Below are 15,222 nucleotides of genomic sequence, written 5' to 3'. Positions count from 1 at the left end.
CATTCCGCTGGCCGTCATGCCGTCCGGCGGGGCCGCGCTGGTCAGACGGCGGACCGGACCGTGTCCGACGGGGGCGGGCGGCGTCGTCGGCGGCCCGGGACGGGTGCGCTGATCCGGCTGGCGGTGCTGGTGGCCGCCGTCGGTGCCGTGGTGACGATGGTGGCCGGCGGCACCGGTGTGGGCTCGGGGGCGGCCGACGAGGTCGACCCGGTGGGGTCCGGGCCGCCCGTGGCCCCGTCGTCCGTGGCACCTGTGGAGACGCCGTCGTCGGTGGCGGTGTCCCCGTCGCCCGCGCCACCGGTTCTGCAGGAGCCCGGTTCGATCCCGTCGACCGGCCCGGGTCGGTTCGGCTATGACGACCGGACCGGCCCGGTGCTGGGTACGGCCGGCGACCTCCGGCGTTACCGGGTGGCGGTGGAGTCCGGTGCCGGCGTGGACACGGGCGAGTTCGCCCTGGCGGTGCGGACGGCGCTGGCCGGCCCGGGCAGCTGGGTGGACGGCGGCCGGCTGCGGCTGCGGCAGGTCGAGCGCAGCGCTCGTCACGACTTCACCGTCTATCTGGCCACGGCCGGGACGGCGGGCCGGATGTGCGCGGCCGGAGGTGTGGACATCCGGGTCGGTGGCCGGCCGTACACCTCCTGCCGCGCGCCGGGGAAAGTGATCATCAACCTGGACCGGTGGCGGCTGTCGGTGCCGCACTTCGTCGAGGCCGACGTGCCGCTGTCGCTGTACCGGACGTACGTGGTCAATCACGAGGTCGGGCACGAGTTGGGCAACCGGCACGAGCGCTGCCCGGGGCGTGGCAAGCCGGCGCCGGTGATGATGCAGCAGACGCTCTTCCTCAAGGGGTGCGTCGCGAACCCGTGGCCGTATCTGGACGGCCGGCGGTACGCGGGCCCGCCGCTCTGAGCGGATCCATGCGGAGCGCACCCAGTCGATCAAAATGTGGTGATGCGCCGGAATAAGGTGCGACGATGACGTCATGCCCTCTTCACCCCTTTGGCGCGATTGTCGGCGCTCGGGCGGCCCGCCGGAGCCCGACGATCGGCACTGCGGGCCGCTGGTCCCGTACCGGGTGATCGTGACGCTGGGCATGGTGCTCGTCCTGGCCGCCACCGCGGTGGTGCTGCTGGCCCGGACCGGTCAGCGGGTGGCCGCCCCGGAGCAGGGCTTCGGCAACCGGATCGCGTCCGGCGCGGGAGGCGACGAGCGAATCGGGCCGAGCCGGTATCCATGGGCGGGCGTCGGCAGTTTCACGGTGGCCGGTGACCACTCGCCGGTGCACGGCGAGGACGGTCCGGTGGCCCGCTACCGGGTCGCCGTCGAACGGGGCACCGGCCAGGACCCGGCTGCCTTCGCCGCCGCGGTCGACGGGGTGCTGGCCGACCCGCGTAGCTGGATCGGCACCGGCCAGTTGCGCGTGCAGCGGATCGCCGAGGCGGAATCGGCCGACTTCACCGTCTACCTGGCCACCCCGCGCACCTCGGAGGCGATGTGCGCCGAGGGGGGATTGAGCACCGAGGGCTACACCTCGTGCCGGCTGCCCGGGCAGGTCATCATCAATCTGGCCCGCTGGCTGGAGGCGGTGCCGGACTACGGCGCACCGCTGGAGGTCTACCGGGCGTACGTCATCAACCATGAGGTCGGGCACGAATTCGGGGAGGGGCACGAGGCGTGTCCGGCACCGGGTGACCCGGCGCCGGTCATGCAGCAGCAGACGTACGGCCTGGACGGCTGCCTGCCGAACGCCTGGCCGATCCTTGACGGGCGCCGGTACGCCGGCGAGCTGATCGGCTGACCACGGCGGCGGCAAGCGCCGGCGGCCCGACGGTATTCCCGCTCCCGCATAGCGGGCGACGTGTCCCTGCTCATGGTCGATGGGCGCGTCGCCGAGCGACAATGGCCCGGTTGCCCACCATCGATCCCGGGGAGTCCACCGTGTCGCTGCCCCCGCTCGTCGAACCCGCCGCCGAGCTGACCGTTGACGAGATCCGCCGCTACTCGCGCCACCTGATCATCCCGGACGTCGGGGTGGAGGGGCAGAAGCGGCTGAAGAACGCCCGGGTGCTCTGTGTCGGCGCGGGTGGCCTCGGTTCGCCCGCCCTGATGTACCTGGCCGCCGCCGGTGTCGGCACGCTGGGCATCATCGACTTCGACACCGTCGACGAGTCCAACCTCCAGCGCCAGATCATCCACGGGGTCTCCGACGTCGGACGCTCGAAGGCCGAGTCGGCCGCGGCAAGCATCCGCGAGATCAACCCGCTGGTGAACGTCGAGATCCACAACACCGCGCTGGACCGGGACAACGTCCGCGACATCTTCGCCCAGTACGACCTGATCGTCGACGGCACCGACAACTTCGCCACCCGCTACATGGTCAACGACGCGGCGGTGCTGCTCGGCAAGCCGTACGTCTGGGGGTCGATCTACCGCTTCGACGGCCAGGCGTCGGTGTTCTGGGCCGAGCACGGCCCCTGCTACCGCTGCCTCTACCCGGAGCCCCCGCCGCCGGGCATGGTCCCCTCCTGCGCCGAGGGTGGTGTGCTGGGCGTGCTCTGCGCCTCGATCGGCTCGATCCAGGTCAACGAGGCGATCAAGCTGCTCGCCGGCATCGGTGAGCCGCTGGTCGGCCGGTTGATGGTCTACGACGCGCTGGAGATGAGCTACCGCAAGATCAAGGTCCGCAAGGATCCGAACTGCGTGCTCTGCGGTGAGAATCCGACGCTCACGGATCTCATGGAGGACTACGAGGACTTCTGCGGCGCGGTGTCGGTGGAGGCCCAGGAGGCGGTGGTCGACGCGACCATCACCGCATCCGAGCTGAAGGAGTGGCAGGACGCCGGCAAGGACATCTTCCTCGTCGACGTCCGGGAGCCGGCCGAGTACGAGATCGTCCGCATCCCCGGGGCCACCCTGATCCCCAAGGGGGAGATCCTCTCCGGTGAGGCGCTGTCCAAGCTTCCGCAGGACCGGCAGATCGTGCTGCACTGCAAGTCCGGCGTCCGCTCCGCCGAGGCGTTGGCCGCGTTGAAGGCGGCCGGTTTCCGCGACGCGGTGCACGTGCAGGGCGGCGTGCTCTCCTGGATCAAGCAGATCGATCCGTCGCTGCCCGTTTACTGATCCGCAGCCGAGGGGCCTCTCCGCCGTGTCCAATGGGGGAGGGGCCCCTCGCCGCTACCCTGCCGTCGGTCGGATCTCACCTATCCGTCCTCCTGAGGCGAGATCACGTTTGCGCCGGTAGCGTGGCCGCCGTGGTCGACATCGACGCCGCGATCGGGTTCGTGGTGGCTCACGGAGATGCGGTGGAACGTGCCCGCCTGTCCTGGCTGCGTACCGGCACGCAGCCACCGCCGGAGGTGCTCGACAGCGCCGAGGTCGGGCAGACACTTGGCGGCGGCTGGCCGGCGTCCTGGGGTGACGAGGTCGCCTCGGTCGACGCGACCTGTTTCCGCCTCGCGGAGCTGGACGACCTGGGCGCGCTGGGCCGCCCGAGCGCCCGCCGGGCCCTGGACTGGCTCGCCGCCGGCCAGCAGCGCGACGGCAGCTGGGAAGAGGACCCGGCCCTCGCGGACTCCGCGCCCGAGTGGGCCCGGCCGGGTGACCCGGAGGCGCGGTTGTACCTGACCGCCAACGCCGCCTTCTGGCTGACGGTGGCGGGCCTGGACGCGCGGGCCGCCGGTCCGTTGGACCACCGGGTCGGCGGGGCGTACGCCGGGGTGGTGCAGGCAGCCAGCCAGGCGCTCGCCGCCCAACTGCGCCCCGACGGCAGCTGGCCGTCCTTCCTGGCCGCCGGGTGGCTCAGCGCGGCCGTCCTGCATCGGCAGCAGATGTTCTACGAGTCGGCGCAGATCAAGGCGGTGTTGGCGGAGCGGTTGCCGCAGGCGTCGGCGGCCGATGCCGCCTGGCTCGCCGTGACGCTGCGCCGGGTGGGCGTCGATCATCAGGAGTGGACGCTTGTCGCCGCCCGACGCCGCCTCACCGAGACCCAGCGCAGTGACGGCGGCTGGAGCAGCGACGACGGCCACCAGTTCGACGTACACGCCACCCTCGCCGTGATCCGCGCCTTCCGCTGACCCCGTTACCCCCGCTCCCCGCGATCTTGCAGTTATTGCCTCTACAAAGTGGGGCAACAGGTCCGTATCGGCGACCGAAAGTGCAAGATCTGTGAGGAGGGCGGCGCGGGTGCGGGTCAGGGGCGGAGGTGGCCGGTGCCGGTGACCACGTACTTGGTGCTGGTCAGTTCGGGGAGGCCCATGGGGCCGCGGGCGTGCAGCTTCTGGGTGGAGATGCCGATCTCGGCACCGAAGCCGAACTCGCCGCCGTCGGTGAACCGGGTCGAGGCGTTGACCATCACGGCCGCCGAGTCGACCCGGGCCACGAACTCCCGGGCGGCCGCCTGAGAGTCGGTGACGATCGCCTCGGTGTGTCCGCTGCCGTACCGCCTGATGTGTGCGACCGCCGCGTCCAGCGAGTCCACGACGGCGGCGGAGATGTCGGCGGCGAGGTATTCGGTGCCGAAGTCCTCGTCGGTGGCCGCAACCACGGCGTCGGAGTAGGCCGCTACCCGTGCGTCGCCGTGCACGGTCACCCCGGCCTCGGCGAACGCGGCAAGCATCGCCGGCAGGAAGGCGTCGGCGACGTCGGCGTGCACCAGCAGCGACTCTGCGGTGTTGCAGGTGGACAGGCGCTGCGTCTTCGCGTTGAGGGTGATCGCGACCGCCATCGACACGTCGGCGGCGGCGTCCACGTAGACGTGACAGTTGCCCACCCCGGTCTCGATCACCGGCACGGTCGACTCCTCGACCACGGTGCGGATCAGCGACGCCCCGCCGCGCGGGATCAGCACGTCGACCAGGCCCCGGGCCCGCATCAGCTCCTTTACCGAATCGCGGGAGCTGGCGTCCACCAGTTGCACCGCGTCCGCGGGCAGTCCGGCACCGTCGATGGCGTCCCGCAGCACAGTCACCAGCGCCGCGTTGGAGTGCGCGGCCGAGGAGGAGCCGCGCAGCAGCGCCGCGTTGCCGGCCTTCAGGCAGATCCCGGCCGCGTCCACGGTCACGTTGGGTCGCCCTTCGTAGATGACGCCGACCACCCCGAACGGCACCCGGATCTGCCGCAGCTCCAGCCCGTTGGGCAGGGTCGAGCCCCGGACCACCTCGCCCACCGGGTCGGGCAGCGCGGCCATCTGGCGCAGCGCGTCGGCGATGCCGGCCACCCGCTTCTCGTCGAGGGCGAGCCGGTCCAGCACGGCCGCGCTCAGCCCGGCGTCGCGTCCGGCCGCCAGGTCCGCGGCGTTCGCGGCCAGGATCTCCGGCGTACGCGCCACCAGCGCGTCGGCCATCGCGTGCAGCGTGGCGTCCTTGGCGGTACGCGTCGTCACGGCCAGCGTCTCCGCCGCCGTTCGCGCCCGGCGGCCCTGCTCGCTCACGCTCATTGCACAACTCCTCAGGTTGGACGGTCTCTTACAGCAGCACCAGGTCGTCGCGGTGGACGACCTCCCGTTCGTACGCCGGGCCGAGCGCCGCGGCGAGGTCGGCGGTCGACCGCCCGAGCAGGCCGGGCAGCTCGATCGCGTCGTAATTGACAAGCCCTCGGGCCACCGGTGCGCCGGAGGTGTCGACGAGGTCGACCGGGTCGCCGGCGGTGAAGGCGCCGTCCACGGCGGTGATCCCCGCGGGCAGCAGCGACTTGCGTCGCCCCACCACCGCGGCGACCGCGCCCGGGTCGAGGTGCAGCCGGCCCCGGGGCGCGGTGGCGTGGGCGAGCCAGAACAGCCGGGCCGCGGGTCGCCGGAGGCTGGGGTGGAAGAAGGTGCCGACCGGCTCACCGGCCAGCGCGGCGACCGCCTGGGCGGCGGAGGTGAGCACCACCGGGATGCCGAAGCCGGTGGCGATCCGGGCCGCTTCCACCTTGGTCACCATGCCGCCGGTGCCGACCCCCGCGCGGCCGCTGCCGCCGATCTCGACACCTACCAGGTCCGCCTCGTCGCGTACCTCGGGGATGCGGCGGGAGCCGGGTCGGGTCGGGTTCCCGGTCCAGAGCGCGTCGACGTCGGAGAGGAGTACCAGCAGGTCGGCGTCGACCAGCGCGGCCACCAGCGCGGCCAGCCGGTCGTTGTCGCCGAACCGGATCTCCTCGGTGGCGACCGTGTCGTTCTCGTTCACGATCGGCACCGCCCGCAGGTCGAGCAGCTTGCGCAGGGTGCGGTACGCGTTGCGGTAGTGGGCCCGTCGGGTCACGTCGTCGACGGTGAGCAGCACCTGGCCGACGGTACGGCCGTGCCGGGCGAAGGCGGCCGCGTACCGCCCGATCAGCAGGCCCTGGCCGACGCTGGCGGCGGCCTGCTGGGTGGCCAGGTCTCGCGGTCGCCGGGGCAGACCGAGCGGGGCGAGGCCGGCGGCGATCGCGCCGGACGAGACCAGCACCACCTCGCGGCCGTCAGTGGCCCGTAGGCCGAGGGCGTCGACCAACGCGTCGACCCGCCCGTCGTCCAGACCGCCGCTGGCGGTGGTCAACGAGGAGGACCCGATCTTTACAACGACCCGCCGGGCCGCCGTGACTGCGTCGCGCACCCGCCCATTCTGCGCTGTCGTCGCGGCGTGGCCTGTCGCCGTTCCCATAGTCTGGCCGCTTGTGACACCTGACGAGTACGTCGAGGCCGTGCTGGAACTGGTCGACCGGATCCCACCCGGCCGGGTGATGTCGTACGGAGCGGTGGCCGAGGCGCTGGCCGACCGCTCCGGGCGGACGTCGGCGCGGCTGGTTGGGGCGATCATGGCCCGCCACGGTGGTGGGGCCCCGTGGCACCGGGTGGTGAACGCGTCCGGCGGGCTGCCGCCCCGGCTGGCCCGGGAGGCGCGGGCGCGTTGGCTCGCCGAGGGGACGCCGCTGCGCGGTACCGGGGTGGACATGCGGACGGCCGTGTGGTGGCCCGGGTAGGGGATGTGACCCCCGCCATAACGTGAGTAATATTCGGCCCCATGACCGCGCCGCCGGGTGGCTCCGGCCCACCGCCCACCCCCGGACAGCCCGCGCAGAGCCCAGGCCCACCGGGCACGCTGCCCAGGGGCGTGCACGCCGGCTATGCGCTCGGCTCGCTGGCGACCGGGGCCTTCGGCACCGTGCCGGGTCTGCTGCTGCTGCCCTATCTGACCGACACCCTCGGGGTGGCCGCCGGCGTGGCGGCTCTGCTGGTGCTGCTGCCGAAGGCATGGGACGTGCTGGTCAACCCGGTCGCCGGGCGGATCTCCGATCGCACCAGGTCGCGGTGGGGCGCCCGTCGTCCGTACCTGCTCTTCGGCGGGCTGGCCCTGGCCGTGCTCTTCGGGGCCATCTTCGCCGCGCCGTTCGGCGCCGGTCCCGCCGCCGGGGCGTACGTCGCCGTCGCCTTCCTGGCCACCGCGACCGCGTTCGCCTTCTTCCAGGTGCCGTACGTGGCGATGCCGGCCGAGCTGACCAGCGACTACGCCGAACGTACCCGGATGATGACCTGGCGGATCGCGGTGCTGGCGCTGGCCATCCTGGTCGCCGGCGCGGTGGCCCCACTGGTGCGTGATGCGGCCGGCGGAGGTGTACCCGGACACCGATGGATGGGTGTCTTCGTGGCCGCCCTGATCGCGCTCGGTGCCGTCGGCGCCTTCCTCGGCACCCGGTCCGCTCCGCAGGGCGCGGTCGGCGAGAGTGAGCCGAGCCTGCGCGCCCAACTGGCCGTCGCGGCACGCAGCCGGCCCTTCCGGGCGCTGCTGCTCTGCTTCGTGGTGCAGTCCGCCGGGGTGGCCACGATCCTCGCCGGGGTCCAGTACTTCGCCGACCACGTGCTGCGGGACTCCACGACCGGCCCGACCGTGCTCTTCGTCTGCTTCGTCGGACCGGCGCTGGTGGTCATGCCGCTCTGGTCGCGGGTGGGCGCCCGGGTGGGCAAGCTCGCCGCCCTGGTCGCCGCGTCGTTGATCCTGTCGGCCGGCGGACTGGCGCTTGTCGCCGCGCCGGTGCTGCCCACCGCCGTGGTCTACCTGCTGGTCGCGGTACTCGGCGTCGGGTACGCCGGTCAGCAGGTCTTCGCGCTGGCCATGCTCCCGGACTGCATCGCCTACGACACCGTGCGCACCGGGCGTCGGCAGGCCGGCGTCTTCACCGGTGTGTGGACGGCCGGCGAGACCTTCGGACTGGCCCTGGGCCCCGGCATCTACGGACTGGTCCTCGCCACCACCGGCTACGTCTCCTCCACCACCGGTACCGCCGCCACCCAGTCCGACACCGCCCGCCTCGGCGTCCTGCTCGGCTTCACCATCCTCCCCGCTCTCCTCATCGGCCTGGCCACCCTCCTGCTCCGCCCCTACGACCTGACCCCCGCCCGCCTCTCCACCCCCACCCCGCCCCCAGCCACCGCCGATCATGCAGTTGTGGCAGTAACAAAAGCCGCTAAAACCCACGGAAAGGGCACCACGACTCCATGATCGACGAGAATTGGTCGGACGGGATGCCGGCGGAGCAGGTGCTGGCGGAGATCCGGCAGCTGCGCACGATGGATCGGCCGACGCACGGGGGGCGGTTGTTCGCGTACGTGTACGACCCGGCGGTGCCCGGGCTGGACGCGCTCGCCGCTGCCGCGTACGCCGAGAGCGCCCACGTCAACGGGCTCGACCCGACCGCCTTCCCCTCCCTGCTGGCCATGGAGAACGCGCTGGTCGCGGCGGCGGCGCGACTGCTCGGGGGCGGGCCGGGCACGAGCGCTCCCGAGGTCGCCGGCAGCGTCACAAGCGGCGGCACCGAATCGCTCATCCTGGCCGTGAAGACCGCCCGGGACGCTCGGCCGGACATCACCGCGCCCCGGATCGTGGTACCGGCCAGCGCCCATGCCGCGTTCGCCAAAGCGGCCCATTACCTGCGGGTGGAACTCGACACCGTGCCGATCGACCCGACCACGCTACGACCGGCGGTCGCCGACGTGGCTGCCGCCGTCCGGCCGGAGACGGTGCTGGTGGCCTGCTCCGCCCCCTCGTACGCGCACGGCGTCGTGGACCCGGTCGAACAGATCGCCGAGGTGGCCGCCGCCGCAGGGGTGCGCTGCCACGTCGATGCCTGCTTCGGCGGCTGGACGCTGCCGTATCTGCGTCGCCTGGGTCTGCCGGTGCCCCCGTTCGACCTCGCCGTGCCCGGGGTCACCTCGATCTCGGTGGACCTGCACAAGTACGCGTACGCGCCGAAGGGCGTGTCGGTGCTGCTGCACCGCGACCCGCAACTGCGCGCCCCGCAGTACTTCGCGTACGCCGACTGGCCCGGGTACACCATGATCAACCCGGTGATCTCGTCCACCCGCTCGGGCGGTCCGATCGCCGCCGCGTACGCCACCCTGCGGCACCTCGGCGACGACGGCTACCTGGCGCTGACCCGCCGCACCTGGACGGCGGTGTGCACGCTGGCCGACGCGGTACGCGCCACCGAAGGGTTGCGGCTGGTCGCCGAGCCGGAGTCGACAGTGGTCTGTTTCACCGCCGACGATCCCACGCTCGACCTGTTCCTGCTGGTGGACGAGCTGACCGCGCGGGGTTGGCACACTCAACCACAGCTCCGGTACGCCGACCTGCCGGCCAGCGTGCACCTCACGGTGACCGCGGCGGTGGCGCCGCGGGTGGCCGAGTTCGGTCCGGCGCTGGCCGACGCGGTCGCCGCGGCCCGCGCCGCCGGGCCGGTCGAGCTGCCGTCCGACCTGCTGGCGATGGCCGGCAGCCTCACCCCGGAGGCGCTCACCCCGGAGTTGGTGGCGGGACTGGCCGAAGGGCTCGGCCTGGGCGGTGGCGCTGGTGCTCCGGACCGGATGGCGGTGGTCAACACGCTGCTCGACGCCGCCCCGGCGGCGGTGCGGGAGCGGCTGCTTGTGGAGTTCGTCGGGCTGCTCCAGCGCCCGGCCTGGTGAGCCGACGACGCCAGCGCCTGCCCAGTGACCCGACGACGTCGACGCCCGGCGTGGTGACCGACGACGTCCGGCCGGCGCCGTGGGCGCCGGCCGGACGAGAGGCGGTCAGGCCGCGTCGGCCACGCGAACCGTGAATGATGCGGTGTTGTCGGCCGGGTCGGCGTCGGCCACGCTGTTGCCGTACCACTGGGTGCTGAGCTGCAACGAGACGGTGCCGAGGTCGCCCGGCACGGTCTCCGGCTCGGCGTGCAGCAGCACGTCGAAGCTCCGCTGTTCGCCGGTCATGAAGCGGTCGCCGGGTACGACGAAGTTGGTGAAGGAGCTCGGGGCGTCCTGCGGATCGGTGCCCCAGATCACCACGCCCGCCGGCAGGCCGGTCGCCTCGCCCCACAGGTACTCGTGCGCGGTGTCGCCGGCCCACCCGACGGTCACCGGCAGCCTGCCCTGGTAGCTGCCGTCCGCCTGCCGGGTCAGCGTCACGGCCCCGGCCGTGGTGATGTCGGCGCGGGCCTGGCTGTCCTGCACGTAGGGCACCGGGTTGCGCAGCGAGCCCGAGGTGGAGCGGAAGCGGGCGGCGAAGCTGGCCCGGTCGGCGACCTCGTCCCGACCGTCGCCGATGTTTACCGAGATGCGCCCGCCCTTCGCGATCATCGCGACGTCCCGGGTCGGGGTGAGCACGTCAAAGGCGATCGAGAACGACCGGCTCTCGCCCGGCTCGATGTCGCCGCCCGGCACCGAGCAGGTGGCTGTCCGTCGGTTGTCCTTCGGCGCGCCGAAGCCGCACGCCTCCTCCGGGCTGAGCCTGCCCAGCGAACCGGCGACCGGCTCGACGACGTAGACGCTGAAGTAGGTGGCGGCCGGGCCGTTGTTGGTCACCGTGACCGGCAGGCTGCCGTGGTAGCCGCGGTCGGTCGGTTCGAGCACCAGCCGGCCGACCGAGATGTCGGCGGTGGGGCTGCCGGTGGTGGGCGCGGCGGCGGCCGGTGCGGCGAGCGGCAGCAACACCGCGCCGGTGCCGAGCAGGATGCCGGCCAGCCGACGTCCGGTACGTGTCCTCATCTGGAAGGTCCTCCCGTGGTTCCCCGTCACCGCGCGGCTCGTCCGCGCGGTGTCATCAGATGCACGCGACGGGCGTCGATCCGGTTGCCGACTCTTCTGCCGGAAGCCCGACAGTGATGCAGCCGTACGCGTAGCGATCCTCGTCGTTGTCGTGGTTCGGGTCCATGAGCGGGTCGGCGTCGCTGCCGACCGGCGTCACCTCGGCGATGTCGGTGCCGCTGGCGTGGTTCGTGTTGCGAAGCCCGAACCGGAAGGTCCGTTCCACTGTCCGGTCGCAGACAGGCGGGCCGCCGGATGTCCGCCCCGAGATGCGGAGTGCGCGACCCCCTGCCGGCCCGGGTTTCCGGCCTCGAACGTTGTGGTTGACTGTCGGGGACAGGAGGGGGAGCGGTCGTGCAGCTGCCTGCGGTGCTCGGTGAGCCGATCCGGTTCGTGCTGAACTGGGGCCGCCGCTACTCGCTCTGGGTCTTCAACTTCGGGCTGGCCTGCTGCGCCATCGAGTTCATCGCGACAAGCATGTCCCGCCACGACTTCATGCGACTCGGCGTGATCCCGTTCGCGCACGGCCCCCGGCAGGCAGATCTGATGGTGGTCTCCGGCACCGTCACCGACAAGATGGCCCCGGCGATCAAGCGGCTCTACGACCAGATGCCCGAGCCGAAGTACGTGATCTCGTTCGGTGCCTGCTCGAACTGCGGCGGCCCGTACTGGGACTCGTACTCGGTGACCAAAGGGGTCGACCAGCTGATTCCGGTCGACGTCTACGTGCCCGGCTGCCCGCCCCGGCCGGAGGCGCTGCTGCACGGCATCCTCCGTCTCCAGGAGAAGATCGCCGCCGAGCAGTCCGGCATCGGCGGGGTGCCGCGCACCGACCCGCTCGCCGCACCGGTCGACGCGCCGCCCAGCGACGGCACTGCGGTCCGCTCCGTCGCTTCCCTGACCTCGCCACCGGTACGCCCGCCGCACGCCTGACCGGGGCGACGCTGCTGCGTCGGGTCGCGGCCGGTGCCCGGCCGGGTGCGGGGGGCGGTCCGGTCGGTCCGGCGAGACCGGTCGCTCGGCTGGCCGTCCGGGTGGTGAGGTTTCGCTAGCGTACGGATCATGACCGACCTCGCCGAGCAACGTTCCGCCTTCATCATCGAGGTGCTGACCGAGGAGTTCGGCACCCTGATGGCGCTCGACCCGGCCGCCTTCCGGCGCAAGTTCCGCAAGATGGCCGCCTCGCCGTTCGCCTTCTACCGGGGCAGTGCCAGCCTGTTCTACGCCGATCAGCGTGGCGACTTCGCCGACGATAGCTTCCTGGACGCGCGGACCAGCCGGGTGTGGATCCACGGCGACCTGCACGCGGAGAACTTCGGCACCTACATGAACGGCTCCGGCCAGCTCGTTTTCAACGTCAACGACTTCGACGAGGCGTACGTCGGGCCGTTCACCTGGGATCTGCGACGGTTCGTCGCCAGCGTGGCGTTGATCGGCTACACCAAGGCGCTCTCCGACCGGATCATCAGCGACCTGGTCACCTGCTTCGCGAACGCGTACCTGATCGAACTGCGGGCCATCGCTGCCGGCGGGGACGACGCCATCGGGTCGATCACCCTGGACAACGCCGACGGTGTGCTGCGCCGGGTGCTCCAGCAGGCGCGGTTGAACACCCGGGTCGACCTGCTGCGGGGACAGACCACCATCGACAACTACGAGCGGCGCTTCTCCGTCGGCGACGGGGTGTACGAGATCGACGGTGACGTGCGGGCGCGGGTGTGCGCGGCGTTCGAGGCGTACCTGGACACGCTGCCGCCCACCACGGCGCAGGCCCGGCCGCTGGCCGCCCAGATCAAGGACGTGGTGCTGCGCAAGGGGGTGGGCATCGGCTCGGCCGGACTGCCGTCGTACAACCTCCTGTTGGAGGGGCACACCCAGGCACTGGAGAACGACGTCGTGATCTACATGAAGCAGGCTCAGGTGCCGGCGGTGGCCCGGTACATCGACGACGAGCGGGTCCGCGGCTACTTCCGGCACCAGGGACACCGCACCGCCGAGTCGCAGCGGGCCCTTCAGGCACACGCCGACCCGTGGGTCGGCTTCACCGAACTCGACGGCGTCGGTCAACTCGTCGCCGAGGTGTCCCCGTACGCGGCCGACCTCGACTGGTCGGACGTCAACGAACCGGAGGAACTGGCCGGGGTGCTGGTCGACCTGGGACGGTCGGTCGCCCGGATGCGCTCGGTGGCCGACGACGAGTCCAGCCACGACCTGGTCGACTACTCGACCGAGGAGGCCATCGTCGCCGCCGTCGACGCGGACACCGCCGGCTTCGTCGGGCACCTGGTCGACTTCGCCCACACGTACGGGGTACGCGCCCGTCACGATCACCAGCTCTTCGTCGACCTGTTCCGCAACGGTCGGCTGCCCGGGATCTGAGGTGCCCAGACGTGCCCAGACGCCTGCCCCGGTCGCTGGCCTGGACGCTACTCGCGCTCGCGCTGTCGAGCTTCGCGGTGGGGGTGGTGTGGGAAGCACGTGCCCTGGACCACATGCAGCAGCATCCGTACCTGGTCAACGTCCTGTCCGGGATGACCGGCTTCGCCACCAGCGCCCTGGTGATCACGCTCGGGGTCGACCGCGTGCTGCGGCGGGAGCACCTGCGGCGCTGGGGACGGATGATGGGTCAGGCGGTGGGCCGGATCCAGGCGGACCTGATGGACATCGTCGAGTGGCACCTGAGCGATGGACGGATCCGGCGGGAGCGTCATCGGTACGGGTATGCCGAAGGGCTGCTGGACACGCACCTGCTCGTCCGGACGCTCGTCACGGTAGCTGACCGTGGCGGACTCCGGGGGCCGGTCGATCGGCATCGGCTGGAGAGCCTGTTGCGCGTCGTTGACGAGTTGCTGGCGGTCTCCGTACCGGCCTTCGAACGTGCCTTCGACGTGCTCGCCGATCCCGCCGTGGAACGGGCGGTCGCCGAGATCAGGCACGGCCGGGACCTCCTGTCGGAGGGGGTGGATGGAGATCCGGCTCAGGTCGACACCAGGGCGTTGCTGCTCGGCTCGATCGAGCTGGTCCGAGCGCTGACCGCGGTGGCAACCTACCGGCCCTACCGGAAGATGGTGCTCCGCCGGCAGCGGCTCCGTGGCGCCCGTCGCGCCAAGGAGGGAGCGACCGGCTCAGGCGGCGAAGTCGAGGACGACCTTGATGTCCTGCGGTCCGGGGGAGTAGGCGGTGGCGTACTGGGCCAGCGGCACGCGCCGGGTGATCAGTGAGCCGAGCCAGGCGTGGTCGGCCTTGGACAGTGCCTCGGCGGCGCCCTCCCAGTGACGCCGGTTGGCGTTCACCGACCCGAAGACGACGTTGTTCTCCAGGACGAGGGTCCGGTTCAGTGCGCCCGCGTCGAAGTCGATCGTCCGGCCGCCGCTGGACACCCCGGCCAGGCACACGATCCCGTTGGGGCCGACCTTGCACATCGCCTCCAGCACGACCACTGGTGCGCCGGTGCACTCGATGATGACGTCCGGTTCGAGGTCCAGCTGATCGAGCGGTCCGGAGTGGTACGTCGCACCGAGCGCGCCGGCAAGCGCCGGCTTGGGGCCCTCGGTGGCCAGATCGAGCACGTGCACCGAGAGACCCCGCTGGCTGGCCAGCAGCGCGGCGAGCAGGCCGATCGGCCCGGCGCCGGTGATCAACGCCGTGCGGGGCTGCCACTCCGCCCGCAGGCCGATCCGGTCCACGTGGTCCCACGCCTTGACCATCACACTTGTCGGTTCGAGCAGCATCCCCACCTCGATCAGCGACGGGTCGAGTCCCACAGCGAAGCGGGGCTGCAACCGCCACCGCTCGCGGGCGAAGCCCGGCAACGCCTTGATGCCGTGCTCGGTGAACAGGCCGTTGCGGCACATGTCCCACTCGCCCACCGCGCAGTTCGGGCAGGGCATCGGATCGGGGTGCCGGACGATCCCGGCCACCAGGTCGCCGGGTTGCCGGGTACCGGTCGGATCCTCCAGCACCCGGCCCAGCGACTCGTGACCGAGCACCAGGTGGTCGGTGTCGGGCGGGGCCTCGCCGTACTGTCCGTCGATGATTTCGATGTCGGTGCCGCAGACGCCCACCGAGAGGGCCTCCACCAGGATGGGCCCCTCTTCGGGGGCCGGTTCCGGGTAGTCGTCGAGGAGCCGCAGCGAGCCGGGTACTCCGGGAATGACGGTCACAGCGCGCACGGGTCCATCCTGGTGACCACCGACGACCGGCATCGG

The 15,222-nt window shown here is 72.0% G+C and carries 15 protein-coding genes; 10 read left to right on the top strand and 5 right to left on the bottom strand.

Going from position 1 to position 15,222, the window contains the following annotated elements:
* Nucleotides 1-60 precede the first annotated feature (60 nt).
* From Vse01_RS06085 to Vse01_RS06070, 4 genes are all read left to right on the top strand, one after another.
* Nucleotides 61-909 carry a DUF3152 domain-containing protein gene (locus Vse01_RS06085; RefSeq protein WP_373870643.1) on the top strand — a complete coding sequence of 283 codons (849 nt, stop codon included), beginning with the start codon at nucleotides 61-63 and terminating at the stop codon, nucleotides 907-909.
* A gap of 172 nt (nucleotides 910-1,081) precedes the next feature.
* Nucleotides 1,082-1,798 (top strand): DUF3152 domain-containing protein, encoded by a 717-nt coding sequence (locus tag Vse01_RS06080; protein ID WP_232511198.1) that lies wholly within the window; start codon nucleotides 1,082-1,084, stop codon nucleotides 1,796-1,798.
* A gap of 101 nt (nucleotides 1,799-1,899) precedes the next feature.
* Complete coding sequence (gene moeZ / locus Vse01_RS06075; protein WP_170863402.1) at nucleotides 1,900-3,120, top strand: adenylyltransferase/sulfurtransferase MoeZ; 1,221 nt, start codon at nucleotides 1,900-1,902, stop codon at nucleotides 3,118-3,120.
* Nucleotides 3,121-3,152: 32 nt separating this feature from the next.
* A complete protein-coding gene (locus Vse01_RS06070) occupies nucleotides 3,153-4,073 on the top strand; it encodes a prenyltransferase/squalene oxidase repeat-containing protein (RefSeq protein WP_247673809.1) in 921 nt (306 codons plus the stop codon).
* Between the two features lie 116 nt (nucleotides 4,074-4,189).
* Here the strand turns inward: Vse01_RS06070 and Vse01_RS06065 are convergent, their stop codons facing one another.
* Together Vse01_RS06065 and proB are read right to left on the bottom strand one after the other, a co-directional pair.
* The gene (locus tag Vse01_RS06065) at nucleotides 4,190-5,434 is read right to left on the bottom strand and encodes a glutamate-5-semialdehyde dehydrogenase (RefSeq protein WP_093403548.1); all 1,245 of its coding nucleotides are present in this window, start codon (nucleotides 5,432-5,434) and stop codon (nucleotides 4,190-4,192) included.
* A gap of 28 nt (nucleotides 5,435-5,462) precedes the next feature.
* On the bottom strand, nucleotides 5,463-6,572 hold the full coding sequence (gene proB / locus Vse01_RS06060; RefSeq protein WP_170863403.1) for a glutamate 5-kinase: 1,110 nt from the start codon (nucleotides 6,570-6,572) through the stop codon (nucleotides 5,463-5,465).
* A gap of 61 nt (nucleotides 6,573-6,633) precedes the next feature.
* Here proB and Vse01_RS06055 point away from each other — a divergent pair, with 61 nt between their 5' ends.
* From Vse01_RS06055 to Vse01_RS06045, 3 genes are read left to right on the top strand one after another with little or no spacing between them, the layout of a single operon-like run.
* A complete protein-coding gene (locus Vse01_RS06055) occupies nucleotides 6,634-6,939 on the top strand; it encodes an MGMT family protein (protein ID WP_093403551.1) in 306 nt (101 codons plus the stop codon).
* A 41-nt stretch (nucleotides 6,940-6,980) separates the two neighbouring features.
* Complete coding sequence (locus Vse01_RS06050; protein WP_093403552.1) at nucleotides 6,981-8,456, top strand: MFS transporter; 1,476 nt, start codon at nucleotides 6,981-6,983, stop codon at nucleotides 8,454-8,456.
* Entirely contained in the window at nucleotides 8,453-9,916 is a 1,464-nt protein-coding gene (locus Vse01_RS06045) for a pyridoxal phosphate-dependent decarboxylase family protein (RefSeq protein ID WP_093403554.1), read from the top strand. The genes Vse01_RS06050 and Vse01_RS06045 overlap by 4 nt, the downstream gene beginning before the upstream one ends.
* A gap of 105 nt (nucleotides 9,917-10,021) precedes the next feature.
* Here the strand turns inward: Vse01_RS06045 and Vse01_RS06040 are convergent, their stop codons facing one another.
* Complete coding sequence (locus Vse01_RS06040) at nucleotides 10,022-10,975, bottom strand: hypothetical protein (RefSeq protein WP_093403555.1); 954 nt, start codon at nucleotides 10,973-10,975, stop codon at nucleotides 10,022-10,024.
* Nucleotides 10,976-11,030: 55 nt separating this feature from the next.
* Entirely contained in the window at nucleotides 11,031-11,240 is a 210-nt protein-coding gene (locus Vse01_RS06035) for a hypothetical protein (protein WP_093403557.1), read from the bottom strand.
* A 128-nt stretch (nucleotides 11,241-11,368) separates the two neighbouring features.
* Here Vse01_RS06035 and Vse01_RS06030 point away from each other — a divergent pair, with 128 nt between their 5' ends.
* The 3 genes from Vse01_RS06030 (at nucleotide 11,369) to Vse01_RS06020 (ending at nucleotide 14,235) form a co-directional block, all read left to right on the top strand.
* A complete protein-coding gene (locus Vse01_RS06030) occupies nucleotides 11,369-11,947 on the top strand; it encodes an NADH-quinone oxidoreductase subunit B (RefSeq protein ID WP_093403558.1) in 579 nt (192 codons plus the stop codon).
* A gap of 129 nt (nucleotides 11,948-12,076) precedes the next feature.
* On the top strand, nucleotides 12,077-13,393 hold the full coding sequence (locus Vse01_RS06025) for a DUF2252 domain-containing protein (RefSeq protein ID WP_093403560.1): 1,317 nt from the start codon (nucleotides 12,077-12,079) through the stop codon (nucleotides 13,391-13,393).
* Nucleotides 13,394-13,404: 11 nt separating this feature from the next.
* Nucleotides 13,405-14,235, top strand: coding sequence for a hypothetical protein (locus Vse01_RS06020; RefSeq protein WP_093403561.1), 831 nt, complete (start codon nucleotides 13,405-13,407; stop codon nucleotides 14,233-14,235).
* Here Vse01_RS06020 and Vse01_RS06015 read toward each other — a convergent pair.
* Nucleotides 14,140-15,186 carry a glucose 1-dehydrogenase gene (locus tag Vse01_RS06015; protein ID WP_170863404.1) on the bottom strand — a complete coding sequence of 349 codons (1,047 nt, stop codon included), beginning with the start codon at nucleotides 15,184-15,186 and terminating at the stop codon, nucleotides 14,140-14,142. The genes Vse01_RS06020 and Vse01_RS06015 overlap by 96 nt on opposite strands.
* Between the last annotated feature and the right edge of the window lie 36 nt (nucleotides 15,187-15,222).

This window comes from Micromonospora sediminimaris (genome assembly GCF_016863575.1).
In the GTDB taxonomy this organism is placed as follows: Bacteria; Actinomycetota; Actinomycetes; order Mycobacteriales; family Micromonosporaceae; genus Micromonospora; species Micromonospora sediminimaris.
Note: the sequence above shows the minus strand (reverse complement) of the source record. Positions and strands in the feature narration are given on the sequence as shown.